This window comes from Pseudoxanthomonas sp. 97-1-1 (assembly GCF_057773125.1).
Genome location: NZ_JBYMTJ010000003.1, coordinates 192,762 through 214,781 on the forward strand (window position 1 = coordinate 192,762; position 22,020 = coordinate 214,781).

Here is a 22,020-nt window from a genome sequence, read left to right on the forward strand (position 1 = left end):
TTCCGCCCACGGAGCATGGCCATGAAAGGCGACGCCAAGGTCATCGAATACCTCAACAAGGCGCTCTACAACGAGCTGACCGCCATCAACCAGTACTTCCTGCACGCCAAGATGCTGAAGAACTGGGGCTTCAAGGAACTGGCCGAACACGAGTACAAGGAATCCATCGACGAGATGAAGCATGCCGACAAGCTGTCGGAACGCATCCTGTTCCTCGATGGTCTGCCCAACTTCCAGGCGCTGGGCAAACTGCGCATCGGCGAAACGCCGCGCGAGATCCTCGAGTGCGACCTGGCGCTGGAACAGGAAGCGCTGCCGCCGCTGCGCGAAGCGATCGCCTATTGTGAATCGGTGGCCGACTACGTCAGCCGGCAGCTGTTCGCCAACATCCTCGATTCCGAGGAAGAGCACATCGACTGGCTGGAAACGCAGTTGTCGGTGATCGACCGCATCGGCGAGCCGAATTACCTGCTGACCAAGCTCGAAGGCGACGACTGACCGTTCGCCGCTGCCGGCGGCAACAGCGGCCTGCCGAGCTGTTGCGCGGCGTAGCCCTGCAGCGCCATGCGCGCACGCGCGTATTCGGCGATGACCAGCGCCACGGCGACGGCCGGGCGCTCCAGCTTGCGGGCGCGTGCGCCCAGTTCCACACGCTTGGCGGCGGCCGACAACGCCATCGCGCCCACGTTGGCGCTGGATGATTTGAGCGTATGCGCCGCATCGCGCATGGCATCCAGATCGGGCACGGCAGCCGCCTTCTCCAGCGTGCCGATCAGGCGCGGCGCGTCTTCCAGGAAGATGGTGATGATGCGCGTGGTTTCGTCGCCGGCGATCTCGCGCAGTTCTTCCAGCATGGTCTGGTCCAGCACCGGGAAACTCGGCGCCGGCGCGCGCGCGGTGGCGACAGCCGGGACCGGCGGTGCCGGTTCCGCGGCGGGCACGAGCGCGGCGTTGCGCAGCACGAAGTTCATGCGGTCCGGCAGCCAGCGGTGCAGGCAGCTTTCCAGTTGCTCGCGCGACACCGGCTTGGCGAGATAGTCGTCCATGCCGGCATCCAGGCAGCGCTGGCGGTCCCCGGCCATCGCATTGGCGGTCATCGCGACGATGGGCAGGCGGACGCCATCGGCGCGCTGCGCCTCCAGGTCGCGCCAGCGTCGCGTCGCGGCGTAGCCGTCCAGGACCGGCATCTGGCAGTCCATCAGGATCAGATCGAAGTGCTCCACCTGCATGCGCTTGATGGCGATGTCGCCATTGGCCGCGGTCTCGCAGTTGAAGCCGAGTGCCGACAGCAGCTTCTGCGCCACCAGCAGGTTGACCGGGTTGTCTTCCACCAGCAGCAGGCGGGGCTCGGTGCGCATGGCGCTGATAACGGCAGGTTCCGGGCCCGCAGCGGGCGCCTCCGCCTCACGAACGGCAGGGACGACCGGTGTCTGCGCCTCACGTGCCTCGGTCAGGCTGGGCGGCGCGGGATCGAGCGGCAAAGCAGTGGTCCTGGCTTCCGGAAATATCTCTTCCATCGCGGCGGCACCCGCTTCCTGGTCAGGCTCCGGCGCCGCACCGGTCAGCGCTGCACGGAGGTCCGCATCCGGTGACTGCCGCGACAGCAGGGTGCTGCGCGGGTGCAGCTCGGTCGGGACGGTCTCGTCCCCGTACAGCCAGACCAGGCGCAGCGGATCCGGTGAAGGACGCCGCGCGATGGCGCGATGCAGCGCCAGGGCGGTGCTGCGGATGCCACCGATGTCGGCGAGGACGGCCAGATAATCCTGCTGCGCCTGTTCGCTGACCAGGCGCAGCCGGTCCAGCGCTTCCTGCGTGGTTTCCACCGCCACCGGTTGCATGCCCCAGTTGGTGGCCAGCAGCGTGAGTCGCTGCCGCAGCCGGGCATCGGGGGAGACGATGAGCACGCGGCCATGGTCCAGCGCGCCGTTGTCGCGCTGGCGCAGGTCGCCGATGACCTTCATCAGCGGCACTTCGAACCAGAACGTGGAGCCGCGCCCGATCTCCGAGACCACGTCGATGCGGCCGCCCATCAGGTCGACGATGCGCCGGCAGATCGCCAGGCCGAGCCCGGTGCCGCCGTACAGTCGGGTGGTGGACGCATCGGCCTGGCTGAAGGAATGGAACAGGCGATGGCGTGCATCTTCTTCGATGCCGATGCCGGTATCCCGCACCTCGAAGCGCAGTAGATGCTGCGCGGCGGTTTCGCCGAGCCGTCGCACCACCAGCGTGACCGAGCCGCGATCGGTGAACTTGATCGCGTTGCCGACCAGGTTGGTGAGCACCTGGCGCAACCGCACAGGGTCGCCACGGACCGGCAGGCGCACCGCAGGATCCAGTTGCAGGCTCAGCCGCAGCCCCTTGTTTTCCGCGGGGCGATACATGAGCTGCAGCACGCTGTCGAGCAGTTCGCGCAGGTTGAATCCGGTGATCTCCAGATCCAGCTTGTTCGCCTCGAGCTTGGAGTAGTCGAGGATGTCGTCCACGATCCGCAGCAGCTGGTGCGAGGATGCGGTGGCCGTGCTCAGCATCTCGCGCTGGTCCGGTGCCAGCGGTGCACGCGACAGCATCTCCAGCATCGGCACGATGCCGTTGAGCGGGGTGCGGATTTCATGGCTCATCGTGGCCAGGAATTCGCCCTTGGCCATCGCGGCGGATTCGGCGGCCTGCTTGGCGCGCATCAATTCCTGTTCAAGCCGGTCGTGCCGCTGCAGATCGCGTTGCAGGCTGTCGCGCTCGGATTCGGCCATCGCCGCACGCGCCTGCACACCGGCGCGCTGATGGGCTTCGCTGCGCGATTGCAGCCCGGCGGCGACGGCCGCGGCCAGCCCCGCCGCGCCTGTTCCGAGTGCGACGGGTATCCAGGGGCCCGCGATGCCCGCCCAGTGCAGGCCCATCGACGCCACCGACGACGCAGCCAGCGCCACCGTCACCCACGGCATCACCGGCGTCCGTCCGGTGGTGGGCATCGTTACAGCACCGCGTTGTGGAAGTCGAAACCGAGCTCGCTGCCGACTGCCTGCACCAGGTTGCCCTGGATGAAGTCGACACCGCCCATCCACATGGCCGCTGCGGCCTGGGGATCTTCGATCTGCTGTCCGATCACCTGCAGGCCCTGGCGGTGGGCGTTGTCGATGATCCCGCGCAACTGGTCGCGCAGGACCGGATCGGCGTGGGCGCTGGCGTACTTGCTGGAAACACGTACGAAACCGAGCGGCAGCTGCGTCAGCAGGGCGTCGGCTTCCACTCCGGGCTCGAACTGGCTGAGGCAGAACTGCACGCCGGCCGGCATCAGCTGCTGGCAGAACTGCCGCAGGGTGACGGTGTGGATCAGGGCGTCGGACAGGCGCAGGTCGATGACCAGCGACGTGCCCTCGATGCCGCGCGCGCGCAGCGCATCCAGCAGCCAGGGAGCATGCGACTCGCGCGCCAGCGAGCGTGGCGACTGCGAGACGAACAGGCGCAGCGACGGTCCCATGGCCTGTCGCTCGGCCAGCACGAACAGTGCGTGCTCCAGCACCCAGTGATCGATCTGCGCGATGCCTCCGGCGAGTTCGGCCGCCGGGATCACCTGTGACGCGGGCAGCAGCGAGCCATCGGGCTGGCGCATGCGCAGCAGCACCTGGTATTGCGCCTGGTCGTTGCCAGCCACCGCCACGATCGGCTGGTAGGCCAGTTCGAACTGGCCATCCTCCAGCGAGATGCGCGGGGCGTCGTCGTCGACCTGGGCCGGTATGTACTCGGCCAGGCTGTCGGACTTCAGGCGGGCCTGCAGCACGGCACGCTCGATGGCCTCCAGCGCGCTGCCGGCGTCGGCGAAGCCGAGGGACAGCGCGGTGTAGCCGATCGAGCCGCGAAGCTTGAGCACTTCGCTGGGGCGGGTTTCGAAGTCATGCCCGGCCAGTCCGTCGCGCAACTGCTGCGCCAGGGCGGCCAGGGTCGCCTCGTCGACGCTGTCGGCCAGCATCAGGAAGCTGTTGTCGTTCAATCGCGCCACCGGGTGCGGCGACGCAGCGGCAGCCAGCTGGCGCCCGGCCTGGCTCATCAGGTGCTCGAACACCGCATAGCCATAGCGTTCACGCAGGCTCAGCGCGCTGTTGACCTCGACGAAGAACAGCCCGCCGCGCCCCTGCCGCTGCAGCGACTCGCCTAGCTGCTGCAGCACGAAGGTACGGGTGGGCAGGCCGGTATCGGTGTTGAGCGAGGGCCGCGGCGCCTGCTGGGCCTGGCTGCGCTGGCGCGCGCGCTGAATGCGGTTGGACACCGCCGCGATCAGGTGGCGGGGCCGGATCGGCTTGTTGAGGAAGTCGTCCGCGCCGCTCTCCAGGACTTCGAACTGGCGTTCCGGGTCCGGATCGCCGGTCAGGAACACGATCGGCAGGTGCAGGTACTCGGGCTGTTGCCGCAGCAGCATGGTCAGCGACATGCCGTCCCTGCCGGGCATGTGCAGGTCCATCAGCACCAGGTCGGGACGGAAGCGGCGCATGGCATCGAGCAGGCCATCGGACTGCATCTGCACGTCGGCCTGCATGCCGGCGCCATGCAGCACGCTCTGGGCGAACAGGGCCTGGCCGCGGTCGTCTTCGACGATCAGCACGCGATAGGGCGATTCCGGATCGACGGGTTCACGGGGTCCAGCCGGCGTCGCGGCAGCCGGTGCCGGCGGGGGCGTGGACCTCGCGGGGGGCTCGGTAGGCGTGGGGGGCTGGCTGGTCATCTCGACGGGCTCTCCGGCGCCGGGTTCGGCCGCGTCTTCGGGGGTGGCATCGTCCACCCAGCGGCGCCAATGGTGCGCCGGCGGGGTTTCTGCGCGCAGGCGCGAGCGTGAAGGCTCATCCTGCGGGCGGGATGTGGAATCGATGGCGGACATCAGGCTTCCCCAAGCTGAGCCCCATTATGCGATGAAGTTCACGGGTGAGGCAGACCCATGATCCCCGATGCGCCGACGCCTGTCACGGGCCGGAGGTCGGGGGCGACACGGGAGCTGAAGGCGCTGTCTGCAACAAGCGTTTCAGTCCGCGCGACACGCTGCGCCAGACCCACCAGACCGCCAGCGCGATGAGCAGCGACACTCCGATCACAAGGAACAACGCAATCCAGGGGTGCGCAAAGGCCATCGCAAGGCCGCCCACGACCACGGCGTCTTCCGCCACCGAGGCGGTCCAGTTGCTGACCGGCTCGGGCGAGGTGTTCATCAGGGCGCGCGACCCGCTCTTCAGCAGGTGGCTGGTGAGCGCCACGCCGGCACCCGCCGCCAGCGCGCCGCCACTGAGCTGGCCGTCCGGCGACAGGGTGGCGGCTGCGAGGAACGCACCTGCCGGCACGCGGGCCAGGGTCTGCAGCAGGTCCCAGCCAGAGTCCACGCCCGGGATCTTGTCGGCGAAGAATTCGGTCAACGCGAGCGCCCCGGACGTCCCCAGCACCCACCAGGACTCGGTCACCTGCAAGGCGGGCGGCAGATCCAGCCAGCCCAGCGCCCCGGCGAGGCCCAATCCGAAAACGGTGAGATAGACGCGGATCCCGGCCATCCATGCCAACAGGATCCCAATTACGAAAAGATGCGCTTCGGACATGCCGGCTACTCCCGTTAGACTCATGGGCTCGCGCCACTGCGGCGAGTATAGGGGTCCCGTCTGGCTGCCGGCTGAGTGCCGCATGCCGCTTGTCCGTCATGTCTGCGCCTGCTCCATCCCGCTTCAGGATCGTGCCGCGTGACGCGGCTGTGCGTCGTCGTGGAGCCTCCTTGCTGTTCGGTCTGGCGTGGGCAGGCAGCCTGGCGGCCATGTGGTTCGCCGCCAGCTACACCGCCGCGCCGCGATTGGCGAAGGCCGATGCCAATCGTATACAGGCGGAACGTGAGCTGGCCGTGGTGCGCGGCGAACTGCGCAACCTGCGCCAGCGCGAGTCCACGCTCTCCCGCTCCGATCAGATCAGCCGCGCGGCCAATGCCGAGGTGCAGGATGCGCTGGCCGAGCGCGACGAAGAGATCGCTGCGCTGCGTGCCGATGTGGCGTTCTATGAGCGCCTGGTCGGTTCGACCAGCCAGCGCAAGGGCCTGAGCGTGCACGTGGCCGAGTTCGCACCGGAGGCCGGCGGCACCTGGCGTTACCAGATCATGCTGACGCAGACGCTCAACCGCGGCGCGATCAGCCAGGGCCAGATGCGCTTCACCGTGGAGGGCGTGCGCGAAGGCAAGCTGGCCGCGGTGCAGTGGGACGAACTGCACCAGCAGCGCAGCGCGCCGGGGCAGACCTATTCATTCCGTTATTTCCAGCAGTTGGATGGCAACGTGATGCTGCCGCCCGGGTTCACGCCACAGCGCGTCAAAGTGACGCTGAATGGCGCAGACGCAGCGGTGGAGCAGGCCTTCGACTGGAAGACCGCCACAGCCGCAGGAGGCAAGTGAGATGTTCAAGACCAAGCCCATCCGTCCCGACGTGGGCGCCATCGACACGCTCATCGGGCCACAGGTCACCATCCGTGGCGACGTGGTGTTCAGTGGCGGCCTGTACGTGGAAGGCCATATCCAGGGCAAGGTCATCGCCGAAGCCGGCGAGCGCGCCGTCCTGACGCTGGCCGAGCAGGGCAGCATCGAAGGCGAAGTGCAGGTGCCCGTGGTGGTCATCAACGGCCGCATGACCGGCGACGTGCATGCCTTCGACCGGATCGAGCTGGCCGCCAAGGCGCGCGTACAGGGCAACCTGCATTACAAGGTCGTCGAGATGAGCGCGGGCGCGCAGTTGACCGGGCGCCTGGTGCATGCGGATGCCGTGCCTGCGGGGTCGCCGTCGCATGACGGTGCTGCCTTGCCGGAAGCGTGGGCCACCGCCGACGCCTGATTGGGGCATTCAGAGCCCGCTGGGATCGGCCGCGCTATCCTGCGGCCATGAGTCCCCAGCCCGTACCGCCCAGTGTCCCGCCCCCCAGGCTGGTGGGCTGGCCCGTGTTGATCGCCGTGTTGGCGGTGGCGCTTTCGTTTGGCGGTTGGGGTCTCTGGCAGATGTTCGCGCGCCATGTGGGCGAGGCCCCCACGGCCGCCCAGTCGCGCGAGCAGCAGCAGCGCATCGAGATCCTGGAGCAGCGCAGCGCCACGCTGGCGCGCTCGGACCAGATCACCCGTGACGCCAACCGCGACCTGCAGGCCACGCTGTCCGAACGCGACGAGGAAATCGCCGGCCTGCGCGCCGACGTGGCCTTCTACGAGCGTTTCGTCGGTGCCACCGCACAGCGCCGTGGCCTGTCGGTGCACGAGCTCACCCTGCAGCCGCAGGACGAGCAGGCGTGGCACTTCACCGCCACGCTCACGCAGAACCTCAATCGCGGCGCCGTCAACGCCGGCCGCCTGCTGGTATCGGTGGAGGGCACCGAGGCGGGCAAGCTGCGCCGCCTGGGGTGGGCCGATCTGCGGCAGCAGCCCAATGCGCCCGGCGTGCCGTATTCGTTCAAGTACTTCCAGCAGGTCGAAGGCGACCTGCTGCTGCCGCCGGGTTTCAAGCCTGTCCGCGTGATCGCCCGCGTGGTGCCGCAAAGTGGCGCAGCCGTCGAGCAATCGTTCCCGTGGGCGCAGGCGGCGGCCAAGGAAGGCGCGGGCGAAGGCAGCACCGGCACACGTTGAGCTTGAACTGCCTCCCGCCAGCCCCCATCCTTTCGCCATGACTACCGTCGTTTCCCTGCCGACCGCAGCCGCCGCTCCGGACTACCAGTCCATCGACCGGCCGCTGAACTTCACGCCTGCCGCGGCGGCCAAGGTGCGCGAGCTGGTGCAGGAGGAAGGCAACGAAGCCCTGGCCTTGCGCGTCTACATCCAGGGCGGCGGCTGTTCCGGCTTCCAGTACGGGTTCGAGTTCGACGAGAACCGTGCCGAAGACGACGTGGCCGTGGATACCGATGGCGTGTCGCTGCTGGTCGACCCGCTGAGCCTGCAGTACCTGATGGGCGCGGAAGTGGACTACAGCGAAAGCCTGCAGGGTGCGCAGTTCGTCATCCGCAACCCCAACGCCAAGACCACCTGCGGCTGCGGCAGCAGTTTCAGCATGTGAATGCCGGCCTGCCGCGTTCCGTGACAGGTCCCGTCTCCTCCACCGTGTCGCTCACCGGTTTCGCCTTCGCGGGCGATACGCTGGATCGCGCCGACGCGCTGCGCGACGACACCGACGCGTTGACCGCCTTGTGGCCGGCCGCCCGCGTGATGCTGCTGGACGACGACGGGCGCGCGATGGTGGAAGCCGACGGTGCGCTGCTGGCACCGGAAGGCGCGTCGCTCGGCGGTGGGCCGGGGGCGAGCCTGTTCCTGGGGCTGAAGGATGGCGTGGCATGGTTCGCGGCGCATGCCCGGCACCATGCGGTGCAGGCGCCATCGTGGCTGGACCTGCGGCGCGCGGCCGCGACATGGCCTGCCTTCATGTCCGGCGTGTTCGCCATGGCGCGAGCGCTCCTGCACTGGCAATCGTCCACGCGCTTCTGCAGCGCCTGCGGCGGCGCCATCACGTTCCGCCGCGCGGGTTACATCGCCCATTGCACGCAGTGCGGCAAGGATCATTATCCGCGCGTGGACCCTGCCGTCATCGTTGCGGCCAGCGATGGCGAGCGCCTGCTGCTGGGGCGGCAGGCATCGTGGCCACCACGCCGCTACTCGGTCATCGCGGGCTTCGTGGAACCCGGCGAGACGCTGGAGCAGACCGTTGCGCGCGAAGTGCTCGAAGAAACGCAGGTGCGGGTGCGCGATTGCCGCTACCTCGGCGCGCAACCGTGGCCGTTCCCGGGCGCGTTGATGCTGGGATTCTGCGCCGATGCCGAGCCGGATCCGCCCCAGGTGGACGGCGAACTCGAGGACGCGCGCTGGTTCACCTTCGACGAGATCGATGCCGCACTCGCGCGTGGAGACGACAACACGGGCGACGGGCTGCTGCTGTCGCCGTCCATCTCCATCGCGCGCTCGCTGATAGAACACTGGCATGCCGGCATGCGCGCGACGCGCGACTCGAAGATCCCTGACAAGACCGGGCATTAACAGACAGCCGCGCTAGAATCCCGGCTCGGAGGAATTGCATGTCGATCACGCTCGTCGCCGTCGTGCTTGCGCTGGTGCTGGGGCATGTCGCACCCGCGCTGGTCGCATCGTTCCGCCAGTACGCATGGTATGGGGCATGGTTGCGCTGGCTGGGCGAGCGCTCCGGCGGCGCGGGCGTCTGGCAGGCGCGCTACGGCATCGCGTTGGCCATGGTGCCGGTGTTGCTGATGGTCGCGCTGCTGCAATGGATGCTCGATGGTCCCCTGTACGGGTTGCCCGGCCTGCTGTTCGATATCGCGGTGCTGGTCTACGCCTGGGGGCCGCGCGACCTGGACGTGGATGTCGAGGCCGTCATCGACGCGCATGATGCGCCTGCCCGTCGCACCGCGATCGCCCGGCTCGGACTGACCGGTGAAGCAGCGGCGCTGGATGGGCCGGCGTTGGTGGAAGCGGTGTTCGTCAACGCGCTGCAACGCTGGTTCGGCGTGCTGTTCTGGTTCCTGCTGCTGGGCCCGGTCGGCGCGGTGCTCTATCGCCTGTCGGTACTGGCGACGCAGGACGAATGGGCCTCGACCTTGCCCGAAGAGAATCGCCTTGGCGCGCGTGCGGTGAAGACCGCACTGGACTGGCCCGTCGCCCAGTTGATGACGTTGGCGATGGCGCTGGTCGGCAACTTCGATACGGTGTTCACCGCCTGGCGCGAAGCCGGCGGCACGCGCTTCCGGCTGGACACCGGATTCCTTGGCCACGCCGCACGCGCCAGCGTGCGCTGCGAACTGGCCGAGGAAGCGGAGGAATACGCCGAGGAGGGCATGGTCCAGGCCATGCGCGAACTGCCCGAATTGCGCGACGCGATGAGCCTGGTCTGGCGCATCCTGTTGCTGTGGCTGGCACTGCTTGCCGTGTTCGTGATCGGTGGCTGGGTCAGCTGACGGTCGCGAATGAAAAAGCCCGCGGGAGCGGGCTTTTTCGCGCTTTGACGTGGTGTCCCTTACTGGGACATTGCTGCCATGCCGCCCATCGCGAAGATGAAGATGATGTAGAGCACCGCCAGCGACACGCCTGCGATCGCGGACCACATGGCCCACTTCTTCGCCTTGTCCGATGCCTCCTGCGCGCCCGCCATGTCGCCCACGGCCAATTTGCCGTTGACTTGGGCGGCGAACACGATCGAAACGATGCCAAGGGGCAGGCAGCAGAACAGGGTGGAGAGGATCGCCCACACCAGATGGTTGGGGACGTACTGCGAATTCGTGTTCATGTGCTTGGCTCCTTGAGGATGTTGAAGGTTTGGGGCGGTGGAAGCGTAAGTGGACGGTGAGCGCAAGGCCAGCGTGCAACAGGTGTCAGCCCGGCGCCAACCAGGTGAACGGTACCCAGGGCAGGTTGCGGAAAACCCAGAATCCCGAGAGCAAAAGCAGCCACAGGACAGGGGAAGAGACGCGCTGCACGAACGGATGGAGCCACGCGGGACGCCAGCCCAGCGACCAGGCCGCAAGCACCGGAAGGAGCGGCAGCACGGACACCAGCAGGGGGTTCATGGAGAACGCCTTGCCTACGTCGCCGTGCACCAGGGCGTGGAGCGCGCGGGTGGCGCCGCAGCCCGCGCAGTAGAAGCCGGTGAGGGTTCTGAACAGGCAGGCAGGAAAAGGATTGCCGACCGCGTTGGGGTCGAATGTACGCAGCAGCCAGACGCCAGCCACCAATGCCGCCACGCCTGCCAGACTGGCAATGGCGATGCCGGCACGCTGTAAGGACGCACTCGTCATGGCGTCAACGCTGCCGCTGTGCCTGCTCAACAGCTTCCCGGAACATCACTTCGAACTGGTCGATGCCGCCGGCACTGTGGATGCTCCAGGCCAGATACACGACGCACAGCAGGGCAAACCCCACCGTCACCCAGCAAAGGATCTTTGCCACGGTGGCAGCGCTGCGCGCGCCGGCCAGGTCGCCCTGACGCAGCTTGCTGTTGACCTGCGTGGAAAAAAAGATGGCAATGACGCCCGGAATGGCGCCCAGACCGCAACACGTGCAGAACGTCGCGAAGGCGGCGATCACGGTGACGGCAATCGACCAGCCCAGATGGTTCGGGATGTTCTGGGGAGCGGCGTCTGGAAGAGGAGGCATCGCATTCATCTGGAGATTCCTGTGGGCTTCAGCCGCTCAGTCCGCCCAGCAGACTGACACCGCCAATGAAGAAAACGAACAACAGATACAGGACCAACGGCACCAGCGCGCAGGCCGCGGACACCAGTGCCCATAGCTTGGCTTTGCTCGACGCATCCAGCGCGCCTGCCAGATCGCCTGCGGCGCGCTTGCCGTCCACCTGCGCGGCGAACACGATGGAGACGATGCCCAGCGGCAGGCAGCAGAACAGCGTGCTCAAGATGGCCCACACCAGATGATTGGGCACATAGGGCGCGTGCTGCGACGGCAGCGGCGGCGTGGCACTCATGGTGGTCTTCCGAAGGCAAGTGAAACGGCGTTGATGTTCTCGGCAGGCGACAACGTCATGCCCCTGCACTCCCCCCGATAGACTAACCGAGCGGCAGGGCCGGCGAAACCGTCACGCCGCATCACCGCGCAGCGCGCGCACCCGCGCCTCCAGGACCTCGGCGGTCACGGCGGTGCCATCCAGCGGTTCGCTGGCCACCACGTCAACGTGCGCGCGGAAACGACGGGGCACGCGCATGCGCCCCATCCGGGTATCGCGGTGGCTCCACATGCTGGTCCACATTCCCTTCAGCGCCATGGGCACGACGGGCACCGGGCGGCGCTCGAGTATCTTCTCCACGCCGGACTTGAACGCAGCGATCTCGCCATCCTTCGTCAACGCGCCTTCGGGGAAGATGCCGACGATCTCGCCCGCCGCCAGGGCCGCGTCGATTTCCTCGAATGCGCGCCGCATCAGGTCCGGGTTCTCCCGCGCGCCGGCGATCGGGATGGCCTTGGCCGTGCGGAAGATCCAGCTCATCACCGGGATGTTGAAGATCCGGTAGTACATGACGAAGCGCACCGGACGCGGGATCGTCGCGGCCAGGATCAGCGCGTCCATGTAGCTGACGTGGTTGCACACGATCAATGCCGGGCCCTCGTCCGGCACGTGCTTCTCGATGCCGTGCAGGCGCAGCCGGTACAGGCCGCGCACCAGCAGCCAGCTGAGGAAGCGCATCAGGAACTCGGGCACGATGGTGAAGATCCAGATCGCCACCAGTGCGTTGGCGATGGCCAGCGCGAGGAAGATCTGCGGGCCGCTCCAGCCCAGCGCATGCAGGCCCAGACCGACCAGCGCGGCCAGTACGATGAAGCCCGAGTTCTGGATGTTGAGTGCGGCGAACACCCGTGCCATCCGCGAATTGTCCGTGCGGCTCTGGATCAGTGCGAACAGCGGCACCACGAAGATGCCCGCGAACATGCCGATGCCGACCAGGTCGATCATGATCCGCACGCTGCCGGCCTGGCGGACGAACTCGGCTACCCCCAGCCCGGTGGCGGGCGCGGCGCCCGGCCTGGCGAAGTAGAGATCGAGCAGGAACGCCGTCATGCCGAACGCGCCCACCGGTACCAGGCCGATCTCGACAGTGCGCCCCGACAGCTTCTCGCACAGCAGCGAACCCACGCCCGTGCCCACCGAGAACAGCGCCAGTGCGAACACGTACAGCGTCGACGAACCGTCGGCCGCGCCGAGGTGCAGCTTCGCGTAGGCAGGCAGCTGCGAAGTCAGCAGCGTGCCGAAGAACCAGAACCACGACACGCCGAGGATGGCGTTGCGCACGGCGAGTTGCTGCTTGGCCATGCGCAGCACGGCGAGCGATTCCGGGATCGGGTTCCAGCGGATGACCAGGTCGGGCGCACCCGCGTCCATGCGCGGGATCAGGCGTGACACGGCGTTGCCCAGCACCGCCAGCAACACGATGGCGATGGCGGCCGCCTGCGGGCCGTAAACTCCGGCCACCTGGAAGATCATGCCGCCGGCGATCATGCCGCACAGGATCGAGATCGAGGTGCCCATCTCGACCAGGCCATTGCCGCCGGTCAGTTCCTCCGGCTTCAGGATCGAAGGCAGCACCGAATACTTCACCGGCCCGAACAGGGTGGACTGCACGCCGGTGCAGAACAGCGCGACCAGCAGGACCGGCATGTTCTGCAGCAGGAAACCGACCGCCGCCAGCGACATGATGGCGATTTCCATCGTCGTGGTGATGACGATCAGCCTGTGCTTCTCCAGCTTCTCGGCGAACTGGCCCGCGATGGCGGAGAACAGGAAGTAGGGGAGGATGAAGATCGCCGGCGCCAGCGTGGCGTACAGCGAAAGTTCGCCATCGCTGGCGCCCAGGAAGAACAGCAGCGCGATGATCGCCTGACGGTAGACATTGTCGTTGAAGGCGCCCAGCGCCTGGACGGTGAAGTACGGCAGGAACCGTCGTTGTTTCAGCAGCGAGAACTGGCTGTGGCTGGACATGCGCCCTCCGTGGGTTGCGCGCAGCCTAGCAAATCACGATGGCTCCGCGAGCCGGTGCGCCCGACAGTGTTCCGCCCGTGGCATTGATGGGCCACAGGGGCAGGGGGATAGTGGCGCCCCCACGTCGTCGACACCTTCCCTCATGAGCCGTCTGTTCTCACCCCTGGATCTGGGGCCATTGCGCCTGCCCAACCGCATCGTGATCGCGCCGATGTGCCAGTACTCCGCCGAAGCGGGGCGCGCCACCGAGTGGCATGCCTTCCATTGGCCGAACCTCGCCCAGTCCGGTGCCGGGCTCGCGATCGTCGAAGCGACGGCAGTCGAGCCGCGAGGACGCATCAGCTGGGCCGATCTCGGCTTGTGGGATGACGTTACCGAAGCGGCATTCGCCACGGCGCTCGCCGCCACGCGTCGATATTCCTCCATGGCGATCGGCGTGCAGCTCGCCCATGCCGGACGCAAGGCGTCGACGCACCGCCCGTGGGAGCACCACGGTGCCGCCATCGCGCCCGGTGCCGAACACGGATGGCAGACCGTATCGGCATCGGCCATGCCCTATGCCGAAGGGCATCCTCCGCCGGTTGCGCTGGACCAGGCGGGCATCGATGCGGTCGTCGCTGCGTTCGCCGACAGCGCGCGGCGTGCGGTGCGGCTGGGTCTGGACCTGATCGAGATCCATGCGGCGCACGGCTATCTGTTGCACCAGTTCCTGTCGCCGCTCAGCAATCATCGCGAAGATGCGTATGGCGGTTCGCTGGAAAACCGCATGCGGCTGGTGCTGCAGGTGTTCGATGCGATCAAGGCGGCCGTACCCGCGTCGATGGCGGTCGGCATCCGCATTTCCGCCACCGATTGGGTCGAGGGTGGCTGGGATCCTGCCCAGAGCATCGCCCTGGCGCAGGCGCTCGACGCACGGGGTTGCCACTTCATCCATGTCTCCAGCGGCGGCCTGCATCCCGCGCAGAAGATCACCCTGGAGCCGGGCTACCAGGTGCCGTTCGCCGCCGCCATCAAGCAGCATGTCGCGATGCCGGTGATCGCGGTAGGCCTGATCACCGAGCCGCGACATGCCGAAGACATTCTGCAGCAGGATCGGGCCGATGCCATCGGGCTCGCACGCGGCATCCTCTACGACCCGCGCTGGCCATGGCATGCGGCCGTGGCGCTGGACGCGAAGATCGCGGTCGCGCCGCAGTACCTGCGCAGCGCGCCGCGCGAGCACGCGGCGAACTTCGTGCAGGCGCGATAGCCGATCAGGTGTCCGCGCGTTCGCGCGCGATCGCGCGCCAGCCGATGTCGGCGCGGTGGAACTCGTTGGTCCAGCGGATCCGGTCCACGCCGGCGTACGCATTGCGTTGCGCATCCGAGACCGAATCGCCCAGCGCCGCCACGCACAGGACGCGGCCTCCGGCGCTGACCACGTGGCCTTCCGCGTCAAGCGCGGTGCCGGCATGGAACACCTTGGCGGTCGCAGGCACGTCGTCCAGCCCGGCGATCACGTCGCCGGTGACCGGTGTTTCGGGATAAGGCGCCGCGGCCATCACGACGCCGAGCGACGGGCGCGGATCCCAGCGCGCTTCGGTGACATCGAGGCGTCCGTCGATGGCCGCTTCGACCAGATCCACCAGGTCGGATTGCAGGCGCAGCATCACCGGTTGCGTCTCGGGGTCGCCGAAGCGCACGTTGAACTCGATTACCTTCGGGGCGCCGCTGTCGTCGATCATCAGCCCGGCATACAGGAAACCGGTGAACGGCACGCCGTCGGCGATCATGCCCTGCACCGTGGGGTTGACCACCTCGCGCATCACGCGCGCATGCACTTCGGGCGTGACCACCGGGGCGGGCGAATACGCCCCCATGCCGCCGGTGTTGGGGCCCGTGTCGCCGTCGCCGACCCGCTTGTGGTCCTGGCTGGTCGCCATCGGCAGCGCGGTGGTGCCATCGACCATCGAGATGAAGCTGGCTTCCTCGCCTTCCAGGAATTCCTCGATCACCACGCGTGCACCGGCATCACCGAACGCATTGCCCGACAGCATGTCGCGCACCGCGGCTTCGGCTTCGGCCAGCGTCATCGCCACGATCACGCCCTTGCCGGCGGCCAGGCCGTCGGCCTTGACCACGATCGGCGCGCCTTTCTCGCGGAGATAGGCGAGCGCGGCGTCCACATCGGTATGCACGGCGTAGAACGCGGTCGGGATGCCGTGGCGCGCCAGGAAATCCTTGGCGAATGCCTTGCTGCCCTCCAGCTGCGCCGCAGCGGCGGTGGGACCGAAAACGCGCAATCCCGCCAGACGGAAGCGGTCCACCACGCCAGCCACGAGCGGCACTTCGGGACCGACCACGGTCAGGCCCACGCCTGCCTCCTGTGCCAAGGCCAGCAGACCGTCGATGTCGGTGACCTTGACCGCGACGTTGCGGCACTTCGCCTCCGTCGCGGTGCCGGCGTTGCCGGGCGCCACGATCACCTCGTCCACCCGCGGCGACTGCGCCAGCTTCCACGCGAGGGCGTGCTCGCGACCGCCGGAACCGATGACCAGGACTTTCAAGGGGTATTCCTCATGGCTGGACCGGCGCGTCGGCCGGCGGAGTCAGGCACGCGCGTGCCGGAAGTTCGACGTCGAAGAAAACGGCGCCGTGACGGTCGACGAAGCGCCGCACCAGGATGGCATCGGTGTCGATCAGTGGCGTGATCGCGGGCTGCGCGCACAGCTCGCGCAGCGCGTACTGCTCGCTTTCCTTCAGCGTCTCGAAGCCCGGGGCTTTGCGTGTCTTGGCAGCGTTGCCCTCGGGGCTGCGTATCAGCAGCACCAGCCGGTCACCCTCGATGGCGACCGACTCGGTCACCAGATCCTCGAAGTGGGGAGCGGGCAACGTGGCAGCGACCTTCGCATGCGCCTCATGCAGGCGGGCCTGCGTGTCCGTACAGCCGGTGAATGCGAGGACCACGAATGCCGGGACGAGCATGGCGGAAAGCGTGCGAACGATCTTCATGGCCGTGGTGGTGCTCCCGTGCTGGACAACGAGCGGAGAAAGCTGCCGCGCAGATGACGACCGCCGTTGGCGGCATCATCGGGCACGGCGGTCAGTGCCGGAAGTGGCGCACACCGGTGAACACCATGGCGATGCCGTGCTCGTCGGCGGCGGCAATGACGTCGCCATCGCGCATGGAACCGCCCGGCTGGATCACCGCCTTGATGCCGGCGGCTGCGGCGGCGTCGATGCCGTCGCGGAACGGGAAGAATGCATCGCTGGCCATCACCGAGCCTTCGACCACGAGGTTCGCATCCGCGGCCTTGATGCCGGCGATGCGCGCCGAATACACGCGGCTCATCTGCCCGGCGCCGACGCCGATGGTGCGATGGTCCTTCGCATAGACGATAGCGTTGGACTTGACGAACTTGGCCACCTTCCACGCGAACAGCAGGTCGGTGAACTGCGCGTCGGTCGGCGCGAGCTTGGTCACCACCTTCAGTTCGTCGCGCGTGACCACGCGGTCGTCGGCGGTCTGCAGCAGCAGGCCGGAACCGACACGCTTGGTATCGATGAAGCCGGTCGACGCCGGCGCCAGCGGAATGCGCAGCACGCGCACGTTGGCCTTCTTTGTCGCGTAGTCGAGCGCGGCCGGCTCGTAGTCCGGCGCGATCAGCACCTCGACGAACTGGCGGTCCAGGATGACCTTCGCCGTCGCGGCATCCAGCGTGCGGTTGAAGGCGATGATGCCGCCGAACGCGCTGGTCGGATCGGTGGCGTAGGCCAGTTCATACGCATCGCCGCAGGCCACGCCGACCGCCACGCCGCAGGGATTGGCGTGCTTGACGATCACGCAGGCCGGCGCATCGAACTGGCGCACGCATTCCCACGCCGCATCGCTGTCGGCGATGTTGTTGTAGCTCAGTTCCTTGCCCTGCAGCTGGGTGAAGGTCGCCAGCGAGCCGGGTGCCGGATGCAGGTCGCGGTAGAACGCGGCCTGCTGGTGCGGGTTCTCGCCGTAGCGCAGATCCATGACCTTGACGAAGCTGCCGTTGGCCTGCGCCGAGAACGCCGCGCGCACCGGCACGTCGCCCGACGTGTCGGTGACGGCGGACAGGTAGTTGCTGATGGCGGCGTCGTACTGGGCCACGCGATTGAACGCGGCCACCGACAGCGCGAAGCGCGTCTGCGCGGAAAGGGCGCCGTCATTCGCGTCGAGTTCGCGCACGATGCCATCGTATTGCGACGGGTCCGTGGCCACCGCCACGCGCGCGAAGTTCTTCGCGGCCGAACGCAGCATCGCCGGGCCGCCGATGTCGATGTTCTCCACCGCGTCGGCCAGCGTGCAGTCCGCCTTCGCGGTGATCTGTTCGAACGGATAGAGATTGAGCACCAGCAGGTCGATGGCGCCGATGCCGTGCTCGGTCATCACGGCGTCGTCGGTACCCGCACGGCCTAGCAGGCCACCGTGGACCATCGGGTGCAGCGTCTTGACGCGGCCATCCATCATTTCCGGGAATCCGGTGACCTCGGCCACGTCGCGCACGGACAGGCCGGCGTCACGCAATGTCCTGGCAGTACCGCCGGTGGACAGCAGTTCGACATTGCGGGCGGCGAGCGCGCGGGCCAGGTCGAGCAGGCCGGTCTTGTCGGATACGGACAGCAGCGCCCGGCGCACGGGCTGTAAATCGAGGGTCATGGGGAGGGCAGTACGGAGCGGGGCGCGAATTATAACGCGCCGCAGCATCGCGCCCGACCCGTTGCCAGGCGCTCCGTCAGGCCAGCCCGTAGTCCTTGAGCTTCTTGCGCAGCGTGGCGCGATGGATGCCCAGCATGGCGGCGGCGCGGCTCTGGTTGCCTTCGCAATGGTTGAGCACCTCCACGAACAGCGGGATTTCCATCTCGCGCAGCACGATCTCGTACACGTCGTCCGCCTCGCAGCCATCCAGGTCACGCAGGTAGCGGCGGACGGACACGGCGACATGCTCGCGCAGCGGCGGGCGCGACGTGGCGCGTGGCGTGTCCTGACGGGTGGAGGCAGCGTTCAATCGGATCCCCTGGTGCAACGGATGCGGATGCCCGCCATGTGCTTGTGGGTATTCGGCGGGGGGACGAGTCTAGCGCCTGATCGCGGCGCGCGCATCCGCTTTTTGATGAATCCGGCGCGCTTAACGGAAGTCGAAGGAGAACGCGACGACGTTCGCACTCGGCTCGCGCACAAGCACGGCCATCTGGGCGCTCTGTCCGGGGCTGATCGATGAGGACACCGCGTCCTGTGGCAGGTAGTCGCGTGGTGCCAGCGCACGCGCGCCCAGGGTGCGGCCATCGGCATCCTTCAGCGTCAGCAGGATCACCGGCCAACCCTGTTCCCAGCGTGCTTCGTTGCGGAACGTCGCTTGTGCCTGCAGTGTTCCCGCCTGGCCGGTGACCGGCCGCACATCGCGACTCAGCATGGTGAAGGCGCTGGGCTCGTGCCACATCGGTACGTCGCAGCGGAGTGCGCCGCACAGCATCATCACCAGGGGGCGCCACCCTGCCTGTGTCGCCAGGCGGGCGCGGTCGGCCAGTACGATCTGTACACACAGCAGTGTTGCAAGTGCGCCCACGGCAACCCATTGCCAGCGTGCGCGGGCTGCATGCACCGGCATGGTGCGTGTGCGTTGCAGGAACCGGGGACCCGTTGCCTTGCGCGTGGGCGTGGCGGTGATGACGGGCGCCGGCTCGATGGCGGAAGCCGCTGCGTCCTCGGGCATTGCATGGACCGTGATGACATCGACAGGCGTCGCGTCTTCCGGTGCTGCAGCGTCTGCCGCGTGCGCGGTGATGTCGGGGGTGTCATCGATGGGTATCGCCACGTCCGCCGCATCAGGCATGGTGTCTCGCGAAGCCGCCTCTTCCTCTGCCAGGAATGGTGCCGCGGGCGTGTCGTCCGGTGGCGCACCCGGCGATGCTTCCGCGCCAGCTGCTGCAGGATTCAGGAAGGTCGCGAGGCTGGGCGATGCGGCCACCGCCGCTTCGTCCGCCGTGGCCAATGGTCTGCCGCAGCGGGGACAGTCTGCGGGCACGGCATCGGTATGCCGGTCGCGGGCGACAAGGAACTGGCAATGCGGACAGGCCGTGAACATGGCCCCTATTCAACCATGCACGCCCGCGCGCGTGTTGTGATCGCGGACGCGGCGGAGAGCGGTGTCAGCGACGGATGCCGTCGATACGCATCCAGTCGCCGTCCTGCGTGGCCACCAGGGCATCGAACCACGTCGCGTAGCGGGCCAGCAGTTCGTCTTCCTGTCCCCTGAGGATGCCCGACAGTGCGATGCGGCCACCGGGCGCGACGCGCGCGGCGAGGATGTCGGCCAGTGCGTCCAGCGCCGAGGCCAGGATGTTGGCCACCACCACCGGATAGGTCATTACCGGTTCGTCCTCGGGCAGGTAGACGTTGAAGTTCGCATCCACCTGGTTGCGCTGCGCGTTGTCGGCGCTGGCCAGCAATGCCTGCGGATCGTTGTCCACGCCCACGGCCTGCGCGGCGCCGAGTTTCAAGGCGGCGAGCGCGAGGATGCCGGAACCACAACCGAAGTCGAGCACGCGCTGGCCCTCCAGTGCACCGTCATCGGCGAGCCCGTCGAGCCAACGCAGGCACAGTGCCGTGGTGGGGTGCGTGCCGGATCCGAACGCCAGGCCCGGATCGAGTCGCACGATGGCGGCATCGTCGCCGGCTTCTGCGGGCACTTCGTGGTTCCAGGGCACGATGAAGGTACGGGCGCCGAAGCGCATGGGCTTGAACTGGTCCAGCCACGCGCGTTCCCAGTCCTCGTCCTCGACCTTGCGGAACCCCGCCTGGGTCCAGTCGAGTCCCGGATCGAACGACTCCAGTGCGGCGAGCAGCGCGAGCCCATCGATATCCGCATCGAACAGTGCGGTCAGCACCAGCGATTTCCACAAGGGAGTCTCGCCGACACCGGGCTCCAGGATGGCCCGTTCGTGCCCGGTATCGGCGTCCGCATCCAGCAGCGTGACCGAGAGCGCGCCGACGTCCTCCAGGGCGGTCTCATAGCGCGGCTGCTCGGTTTCGGTGCAGCGCAGGGAGAGCTCCAGATAGGGCATGGCACAAGGGGGCGGGAAGCGGAGAAGGCGTGCATTGTCTCATGCGTTCAGGCGAAGGCCCGGCAAGGCGGGCGACGGAAGGCGTGGCGGGCGTGCTGAACGCGGCGTTTTCGCGTTGAACAGCTTGGGATGCACCGGGATAATGCGGGGGTGCCCCGGAAGCTGCTACTGCCGATGATGCTGGTGGGCCTGCTGGGGGCGCTGGCGTGGATGCCGCTGCGCCAGGCGGGGCTGGCGCCGTTCGCGATGCCGACGGACGATGCGGCTTCCGCCCCGGCCGGGACGACAGCGCTCCTGCCGTCCACCACACCCGCTGTCCTGCGCCCTGTCGCTGCGCATTCGACGCCCATGCTGTCGCCGCTGCGGCGCGCATTCGAGGACAGCACCGACCTGTTCGCCTATTCGCGCGAACTGCTCGCCCTGTCCGCAGCCGGCGATGCCGATGCCATGTGGCTGCTGAGCCTGGTACAGGACTACTGCGCGGGATTTGCCGCAGACCCGGCCGGTTATGCGCAGGACTCGCGCGTCATTGCAACGCTGGGATTGTCCAACGGCGGCGCGATGCTCTCCGCACGCCAGCGCGTGCAGCAGCGATGCGCCAGGTTCGTGCCGCAGGACGGACTGTCGTTGCCGACCATCCTCACCCAGCGCCAGCAGGCCGCGCGCGCGGGCAGCCTGGCGGCCGAGGCGGCACTGCTGGCGATGGAGCAGCCATTGCGCGACGACGATGACTATCGGCGCGAACTGGTCCAGCGCGTGCTCGATTCGGATGATCCGTTCGCCTTCTTCGCCATCGCCCCGGTCATGGGCACCAGTGCGAGTGGTCGGCGCGACACGCTGGGCGAGGTATCGGGCAGTGAACTCAGCGAGATCGCCTGGCGCATCGCGTCATGCGAGCTGGGCATGGATTGCAGTCCGGACGGCGCGATGATGACGAACTACTGCGTGAACGGCGGCATATGTTCGCAGGATGAATCACAGGATTTCACCACCTTCGCGCGCGATGCGGGCGTGCCGCGCCAGGGTGCCGGCAATGTTGACGAGATGGTGGGCACCTTGCTGTCCCACCCGGGAGCTGACGGATGAAGTACAAGCACACGCGACCGGGAGCCAATTTCCTGGTCTGGGGCCTGGTAGTGGTGGCGTATGCCGCCGCTGCCGCCACGATCGTCATCGAGACACGGGATCCCGAGTACCGGGATCTCACGCGCGTGGGCCACATGACGATCCATGCGCCGGACGATGCGCGCCGGCTTGGCGCCAGCCAGGTCGCCGCGCTCTACCGGGCGCGCAGCGGCACGCCGTTCTCCACGCTGGCGCCCGGCAGCACGATCCGGGTGGTATGGGCGGACGGCTCTTCGGAACTGGTGCGGATCACCGATCCATCCTCGCCACTCGGCGTGCGGACGGTGCCCGGCACGCAGCGGGTGCCTGCCGATCGTTGAGCGTCCCCGCAGATGGCTGCAGACGACAGAAG

The 22,020-nt window shown here is 67.8% G+C and carries 24 protein-coding genes; 10 read left to right on the forward strand and 14 right to left on the reverse strand.

The features are described 5' to 3' along the window. The first annotated feature begins 21 nt into the window (after positions 1 to 21). Positions 22 to 498, forward strand: a complete 477-nt coding sequence (gene bfr / locus AC3DET_RS12690) for a bacterioferritin (RefSeq protein ID WP_337731770.1) — start codon at positions 22 to 24, stop codon at positions 496 to 498. Here bfr and AC3DET_RS12695 read toward each other — a convergent pair. The 3 genes from AC3DET_RS12695 to AC3DET_RS12705 form a co-directional block, all read right to left on the reverse strand. Beyond that, positions 465 to 2,930, reverse strand: coding sequence for a hybrid sensor histidine kinase/response regulator (locus AC3DET_RS12695; RefSeq protein WP_488392152.1), 2,466 nt, complete (start codon positions 2,928 to 2,930; stop codon positions 465 to 467). The genes bfr and AC3DET_RS12695 overlap by 34 nt on opposite strands. A gap of 38 nt (positions 2,931 to 2,968) precedes the next feature. Then, the gene (locus AC3DET_RS12700) at positions 2,969 to 4,867 is read right to left on the reverse strand and encodes an EAL domain-containing protein (protein WP_488391867.1); all 1,899 of its coding nucleotides are present in this window, start codon (positions 4,865 to 4,867) and stop codon (positions 2,969 to 2,971) included. An 82-nt stretch (positions 4,868 to 4,949) separates the two neighbouring features. Next, positions 4,950 to 5,570 carry a DUF4126 domain-containing protein gene (locus AC3DET_RS12705; protein WP_142126192.1) on the reverse strand — a complete coding sequence of 207 codons (621 nt, stop codon included), beginning with the start codon at positions 5,568 to 5,570 and terminating at the stop codon, positions 4,950 to 4,952. Positions 5,571 to 5,668: 98 nt separating this feature from the next. Here AC3DET_RS12705 and AC3DET_RS12710 point away from each other — a divergent pair, with 98 nt between their 5' ends. The 6 genes from AC3DET_RS12710 to AC3DET_RS12735 are packed head-to-tail and all read left to right on the forward strand — an operon-like array spanning position 5,669 to position 9,939. Then, a complete protein-coding gene (locus AC3DET_RS12710) occupies positions 5,669 to 6,403 on the forward strand; it encodes a DUF6776 family protein (protein WP_488391868.1) in 735 nt (244 codons plus the stop codon). A gap of 1 nt (position 6,404) precedes the next feature. Beyond that, entirely contained in the window at positions 6,405 to 6,836 is a 432-nt protein-coding gene (locus AC3DET_RS12715) for a bactofilin family protein (RefSeq protein ID WP_192202291.1), read from the forward strand. 47 nt (positions 6,837 to 6,883) lie between these two features. Further along, positions 6,884 to 7,612 carry a DUF6776 family protein gene (locus tag AC3DET_RS12720; RefSeq protein WP_488391869.1) on the forward strand — a complete coding sequence of 243 codons (729 nt, stop codon included), beginning with the start codon at positions 6,884 to 6,886 and terminating at the stop codon, positions 7,610 to 7,612. Positions 7,613 to 7,649: 37 nt separating this feature from the next. After that, positions 7,650 to 8,036: an iron-sulfur cluster insertion protein ErpA gene (gene erpA, locus AC3DET_RS12725; protein ID WP_337731766.1), complete on the forward strand. Its 387-nt coding sequence runs from the start codon at positions 7,650 to 7,652 to the stop codon at positions 8,034 to 8,036. A gap of 20 nt (positions 8,037 to 8,056) precedes the next feature. Further along, positions 8,057 to 9,007, forward strand: coding sequence for an NAD(+) diphosphatase (gene nudC / locus AC3DET_RS12730; RefSeq protein ID WP_488391870.1), 951 nt, complete (start codon positions 8,057 to 8,059; stop codon positions 9,005 to 9,007). Positions 9,008 to 9,045: 38 nt separating this feature from the next. Beyond that, complete coding sequence (locus AC3DET_RS12735) at positions 9,046 to 9,939, forward strand: hypothetical protein (RefSeq protein WP_488391871.1); 894 nt, start codon at positions 9,046 to 9,048, stop codon at positions 9,937 to 9,939. Between the two features lie 59 nt (positions 9,940 to 9,998). On the opposite strand, the gene AC3DET_RS12740 is transcribed toward AC3DET_RS12735, so the two are convergent. The 5 genes from AC3DET_RS12740 to AC3DET_RS12760 all read right to left on the reverse strand — a co-directional run bounded on the left by AC3DET_RS12740 (position 9,999) and on the right by AC3DET_RS12760 (position 13,469). Beyond that, the gene (locus tag AC3DET_RS12740; protein WP_142126186.1) at positions 9,999 to 10,268 is read right to left on the reverse strand and encodes a CD225/dispanin family protein; all 270 of its coding nucleotides are present in this window, start codon (positions 10,266 to 10,268) and stop codon (positions 9,999 to 10,001) included. 85 nt (positions 10,269 to 10,353) lie between these two features. Continuing rightward, positions 10,354 to 10,776 (reverse strand): DUF2752 domain-containing protein, encoded by a 423-nt coding sequence (locus AC3DET_RS12745; protein WP_488391872.1) that lies wholly within the window; start codon positions 10,774 to 10,776, stop codon positions 10,354 to 10,356. 4 nt (positions 10,777 to 10,780) lie between these two features. Continuing rightward, a complete protein-coding gene (locus tag AC3DET_RS12750; RefSeq protein ID WP_298120400.1) occupies positions 10,781 to 11,143 on the reverse strand; it encodes a CD225/dispanin family protein in 363 nt (120 codons plus the stop codon). Positions 11,144 to 11,162: 19 nt separating this feature from the next. Beyond that, positions 11,163 to 11,462 (reverse strand): CD225/dispanin family protein, encoded by a 300-nt coding sequence (locus AC3DET_RS12755; RefSeq protein ID WP_142126183.1) that lies wholly within the window; start codon positions 11,460 to 11,462, stop codon positions 11,163 to 11,165. Positions 11,463 to 11,573: 111 nt separating this feature from the next. Next, positions 11,574 to 13,469 carry an MFS transporter gene (locus AC3DET_RS12760; RefSeq protein ID WP_446538398.1) on the reverse strand — a complete coding sequence of 632 codons (1,896 nt, stop codon included), beginning with the start codon at positions 13,467 to 13,469 and terminating at the stop codon, positions 11,574 to 11,576. Between the two features lie 142 nt (positions 13,470 to 13,611). Here AC3DET_RS12760 and AC3DET_RS12765 point away from each other — a divergent pair, with 142 nt between their 5' ends. Then, positions 13,612 to 14,718, forward strand: coding sequence for an NADH:flavin oxidoreductase/NADH oxidase (locus tag AC3DET_RS12765; RefSeq protein ID WP_446538397.1), 1,107 nt, complete (start codon positions 13,612 to 13,614; stop codon positions 14,716 to 14,718). A gap of 4 nt (positions 14,719 to 14,722) precedes the next feature. On the opposite strand, the gene purD is transcribed toward AC3DET_RS12765, so the two are convergent. From purD to prmA, 6 genes are all read right to left on the reverse strand, one after another. Continuing rightward, positions 14,723 to 16,015 carry a phosphoribosylamine--glycine ligase gene (gene purD / locus AC3DET_RS12770; RefSeq protein ID WP_337731760.1) on the reverse strand — a complete coding sequence of 431 codons (1,293 nt, stop codon included), beginning with the start codon at positions 16,013 to 16,015 and terminating at the stop codon, positions 14,723 to 14,725. A 10-nt stretch (positions 16,016 to 16,025) separates the two neighbouring features. Then, a complete protein-coding gene (locus AC3DET_RS12775; RefSeq protein ID WP_488391873.1) occupies positions 16,026 to 16,460 on the reverse strand; it encodes a hypothetical protein in 435 nt (144 codons plus the stop codon). A gap of 91 nt (positions 16,461 to 16,551) precedes the next feature. Beyond that, positions 16,552 to 18,138 (reverse strand): bifunctional phosphoribosylaminoimidazolecarboxamide formyltransferase/IMP cyclohydrolase, encoded by a 1,587-nt coding sequence (gene purH, locus AC3DET_RS12780; RefSeq protein ID WP_488391874.1) that lies wholly within the window; start codon positions 18,136 to 18,138, stop codon positions 16,552 to 16,554. 76 nt (positions 18,139 to 18,214) lie between these two features. Further along, entirely contained in the window at positions 18,215 to 18,487 is a 273-nt protein-coding gene (gene fis / locus AC3DET_RS12785) for a DNA-binding transcriptional regulator Fis (RefSeq protein WP_142126177.1), read from the reverse strand. 120 nt (positions 18,488 to 18,607) lie between these two features. Next, the gene (locus AC3DET_RS12790; RefSeq protein WP_488391875.1) at positions 18,608 to 19,564 is read right to left on the reverse strand and encodes a DUF3426 domain-containing protein; all 957 of its coding nucleotides are present in this window, start codon (positions 19,562 to 19,564) and stop codon (positions 18,608 to 18,610) included. A gap of 64 nt (positions 19,565 to 19,628) precedes the next feature. Then, positions 19,629 to 20,543, reverse strand: a complete 915-nt coding sequence (gene prmA, locus AC3DET_RS12795) for a 50S ribosomal protein L11 methyltransferase (protein WP_488391876.1) — start codon at positions 20,541 to 20,543, stop codon at positions 19,629 to 19,631. A 174-nt stretch (positions 20,544 to 20,717) separates the two neighbouring features. On the opposite strand from prmA, the gene AC3DET_RS12800 reads away from it, so the two are divergent. Beyond that, positions 20,718 to 21,629, forward strand: coding sequence for a hypothetical protein (locus AC3DET_RS12800; RefSeq protein ID WP_488392153.1), 912 nt, complete (start codon positions 20,718 to 20,720; stop codon positions 21,627 to 21,629). Further along, positions 21,626 to 21,988 carry a hypothetical protein gene (locus AC3DET_RS12805; RefSeq protein WP_488391877.1) on the forward strand — a complete coding sequence of 121 codons (363 nt, stop codon included), beginning with the start codon at positions 21,626 to 21,628 and terminating at the stop codon, positions 21,986 to 21,988. Before AC3DET_RS12800 ends, AC3DET_RS12805 begins: the two co-directional genes overlap by 4 nt. Positions 21,989 to 22,020 lie beyond the last annotated feature (32 nt).

What these genes read in the sequence shown, in the direction of transcription:
- bfr (WP_337731770.1), top strand. Translation starts at nt 22, where the DNA reads ATGAAAGGCGACGCCAAGGTCATCGAATACCTCAACAAGGCGCTCTAC.
- erpA (WP_337731766.1), top strand. Translation starts at nt 7,650, where the DNA reads ATGACTACCGTCGTTTCCCTGCCGACCGCAGCCGCCGCTCCGGACTAC.
- AC3DET_RS12805 (WP_488391877.1), top strand. Translation starts at nt 21,626, where the DNA reads ATGAAGTACAAGCACACGCGACCGGGAGCCAATTTCCTGGTCTGGGGC.
- AC3DET_RS12750 (WP_298120400.1), bottom strand. Translation starts at nt 11,143, where the DNA reads ATGAATGCGATGCCTCCTCTTCCAGACGCCGCTCCCCAGAACATCCCG.
- AC3DET_RS12705 (WP_142126192.1), bottom strand. Translation starts at nt 5,570, where the DNA reads ATGTCCGAAGCGCATCTTTTCGTAATTGGGATCCTGTTGGCATGGATG.
- AC3DET_RS12710 (WP_488391868.1), top strand. Translation starts at nt 5,669, where the DNA reads ATGTCTGCGCCTGCTCCATCCCGCTTCAGGATCGTGCCGCGTGACGCG.
- AC3DET_RS12775 (WP_488391873.1), bottom strand. Translation starts at nt 16,460, where the DNA reads ATGAAGATCGTTCGCACGCTTTCCGCCATGCTCGTCCCGGCATTCGTG.
- AC3DET_RS12760 (WP_446538398.1), bottom strand. Translation starts at nt 13,469, where the DNA reads ATGTCCAGCCACAGCCAGTTCTCGCTGCTGAAACAACGACGGTTCCTG.
- purH (WP_488391874.1), bottom strand. Translation starts at nt 18,138, where the DNA reads ATGACCCTCGATTTACAGCCCGTGCGCCGGGCGCTGCTGTCCGTATCC.
- AC3DET_RS12800 (WP_488392153.1), top strand. Translation starts at nt 20,718, where the DNA reads ATGATGCTGGTGGGCCTGCTGGGGGCGCTGGCGTGGATGCCGCTGCGC.
- AC3DET_RS12765 (WP_446538397.1), top strand. Translation starts at nt 13,612, where the DNA reads ATGAGCCGTCTGTTCTCACCCCTGGATCTGGGGCCATTGCGCCTGCCC.
- AC3DET_RS12735 (WP_488391871.1), top strand. Translation starts at nt 9,046, where the DNA reads ATGTCGATCACGCTCGTCGCCGTCGTGCTTGCGCTGGTGCTGGGGCAT.
- AC3DET_RS12745 (WP_488391872.1), bottom strand. Translation starts at nt 10,776, where the DNA reads ATGACGAGTGCGTCCTTACAGCGTGCCGGCATCGCCATTGCCAGTCTG.
- AC3DET_RS12755 (WP_142126183.1), bottom strand. Translation starts at nt 11,462, where the DNA reads ATGAGTGCCACGCCGCCGCTGCCGTCGCAGCACGCGCCCTATGTGCCC.
- AC3DET_RS12720 (WP_488391869.1), top strand. Translation starts at nt 6,884, where the DNA reads ATGAGTCCCCAGCCCGTACCGCCCAGTGTCCCGCCCCCCAGGCTGGTG.
- AC3DET_RS12700 (WP_488391867.1), bottom strand. Translation starts at nt 4,867, where the DNA reads ATGTCCGCCATCGATTCCACATCCCGCCCGCAGGATGAGCCTTCACGC.
- AC3DET_RS12715 (WP_192202291.1), top strand. Translation starts at nt 6,405, where the DNA reads ATGTTCAAGACCAAGCCCATCCGTCCCGACGTGGGCGCCATCGACACG.
- AC3DET_RS12790 (WP_488391875.1), bottom strand. Translation starts at nt 19,564, where the DNA reads ATGTTCACGGCCTGTCCGCATTGCCAGTTCCTTGTCGCCCGCGACCGG.
- prmA (WP_488391876.1), bottom strand. Translation starts at nt 20,543, where the DNA reads ATGCCCTATCTGGAGCTCTCCCTGCGCTGCACCGAAACCGAGCAGCCG.
- AC3DET_RS12740 (WP_142126186.1), bottom strand. Translation starts at nt 10,268, where the DNA reads ATGAACACGAATTCGCAGTACGTCCCCAACCATCTGGTGTGGGCGATC.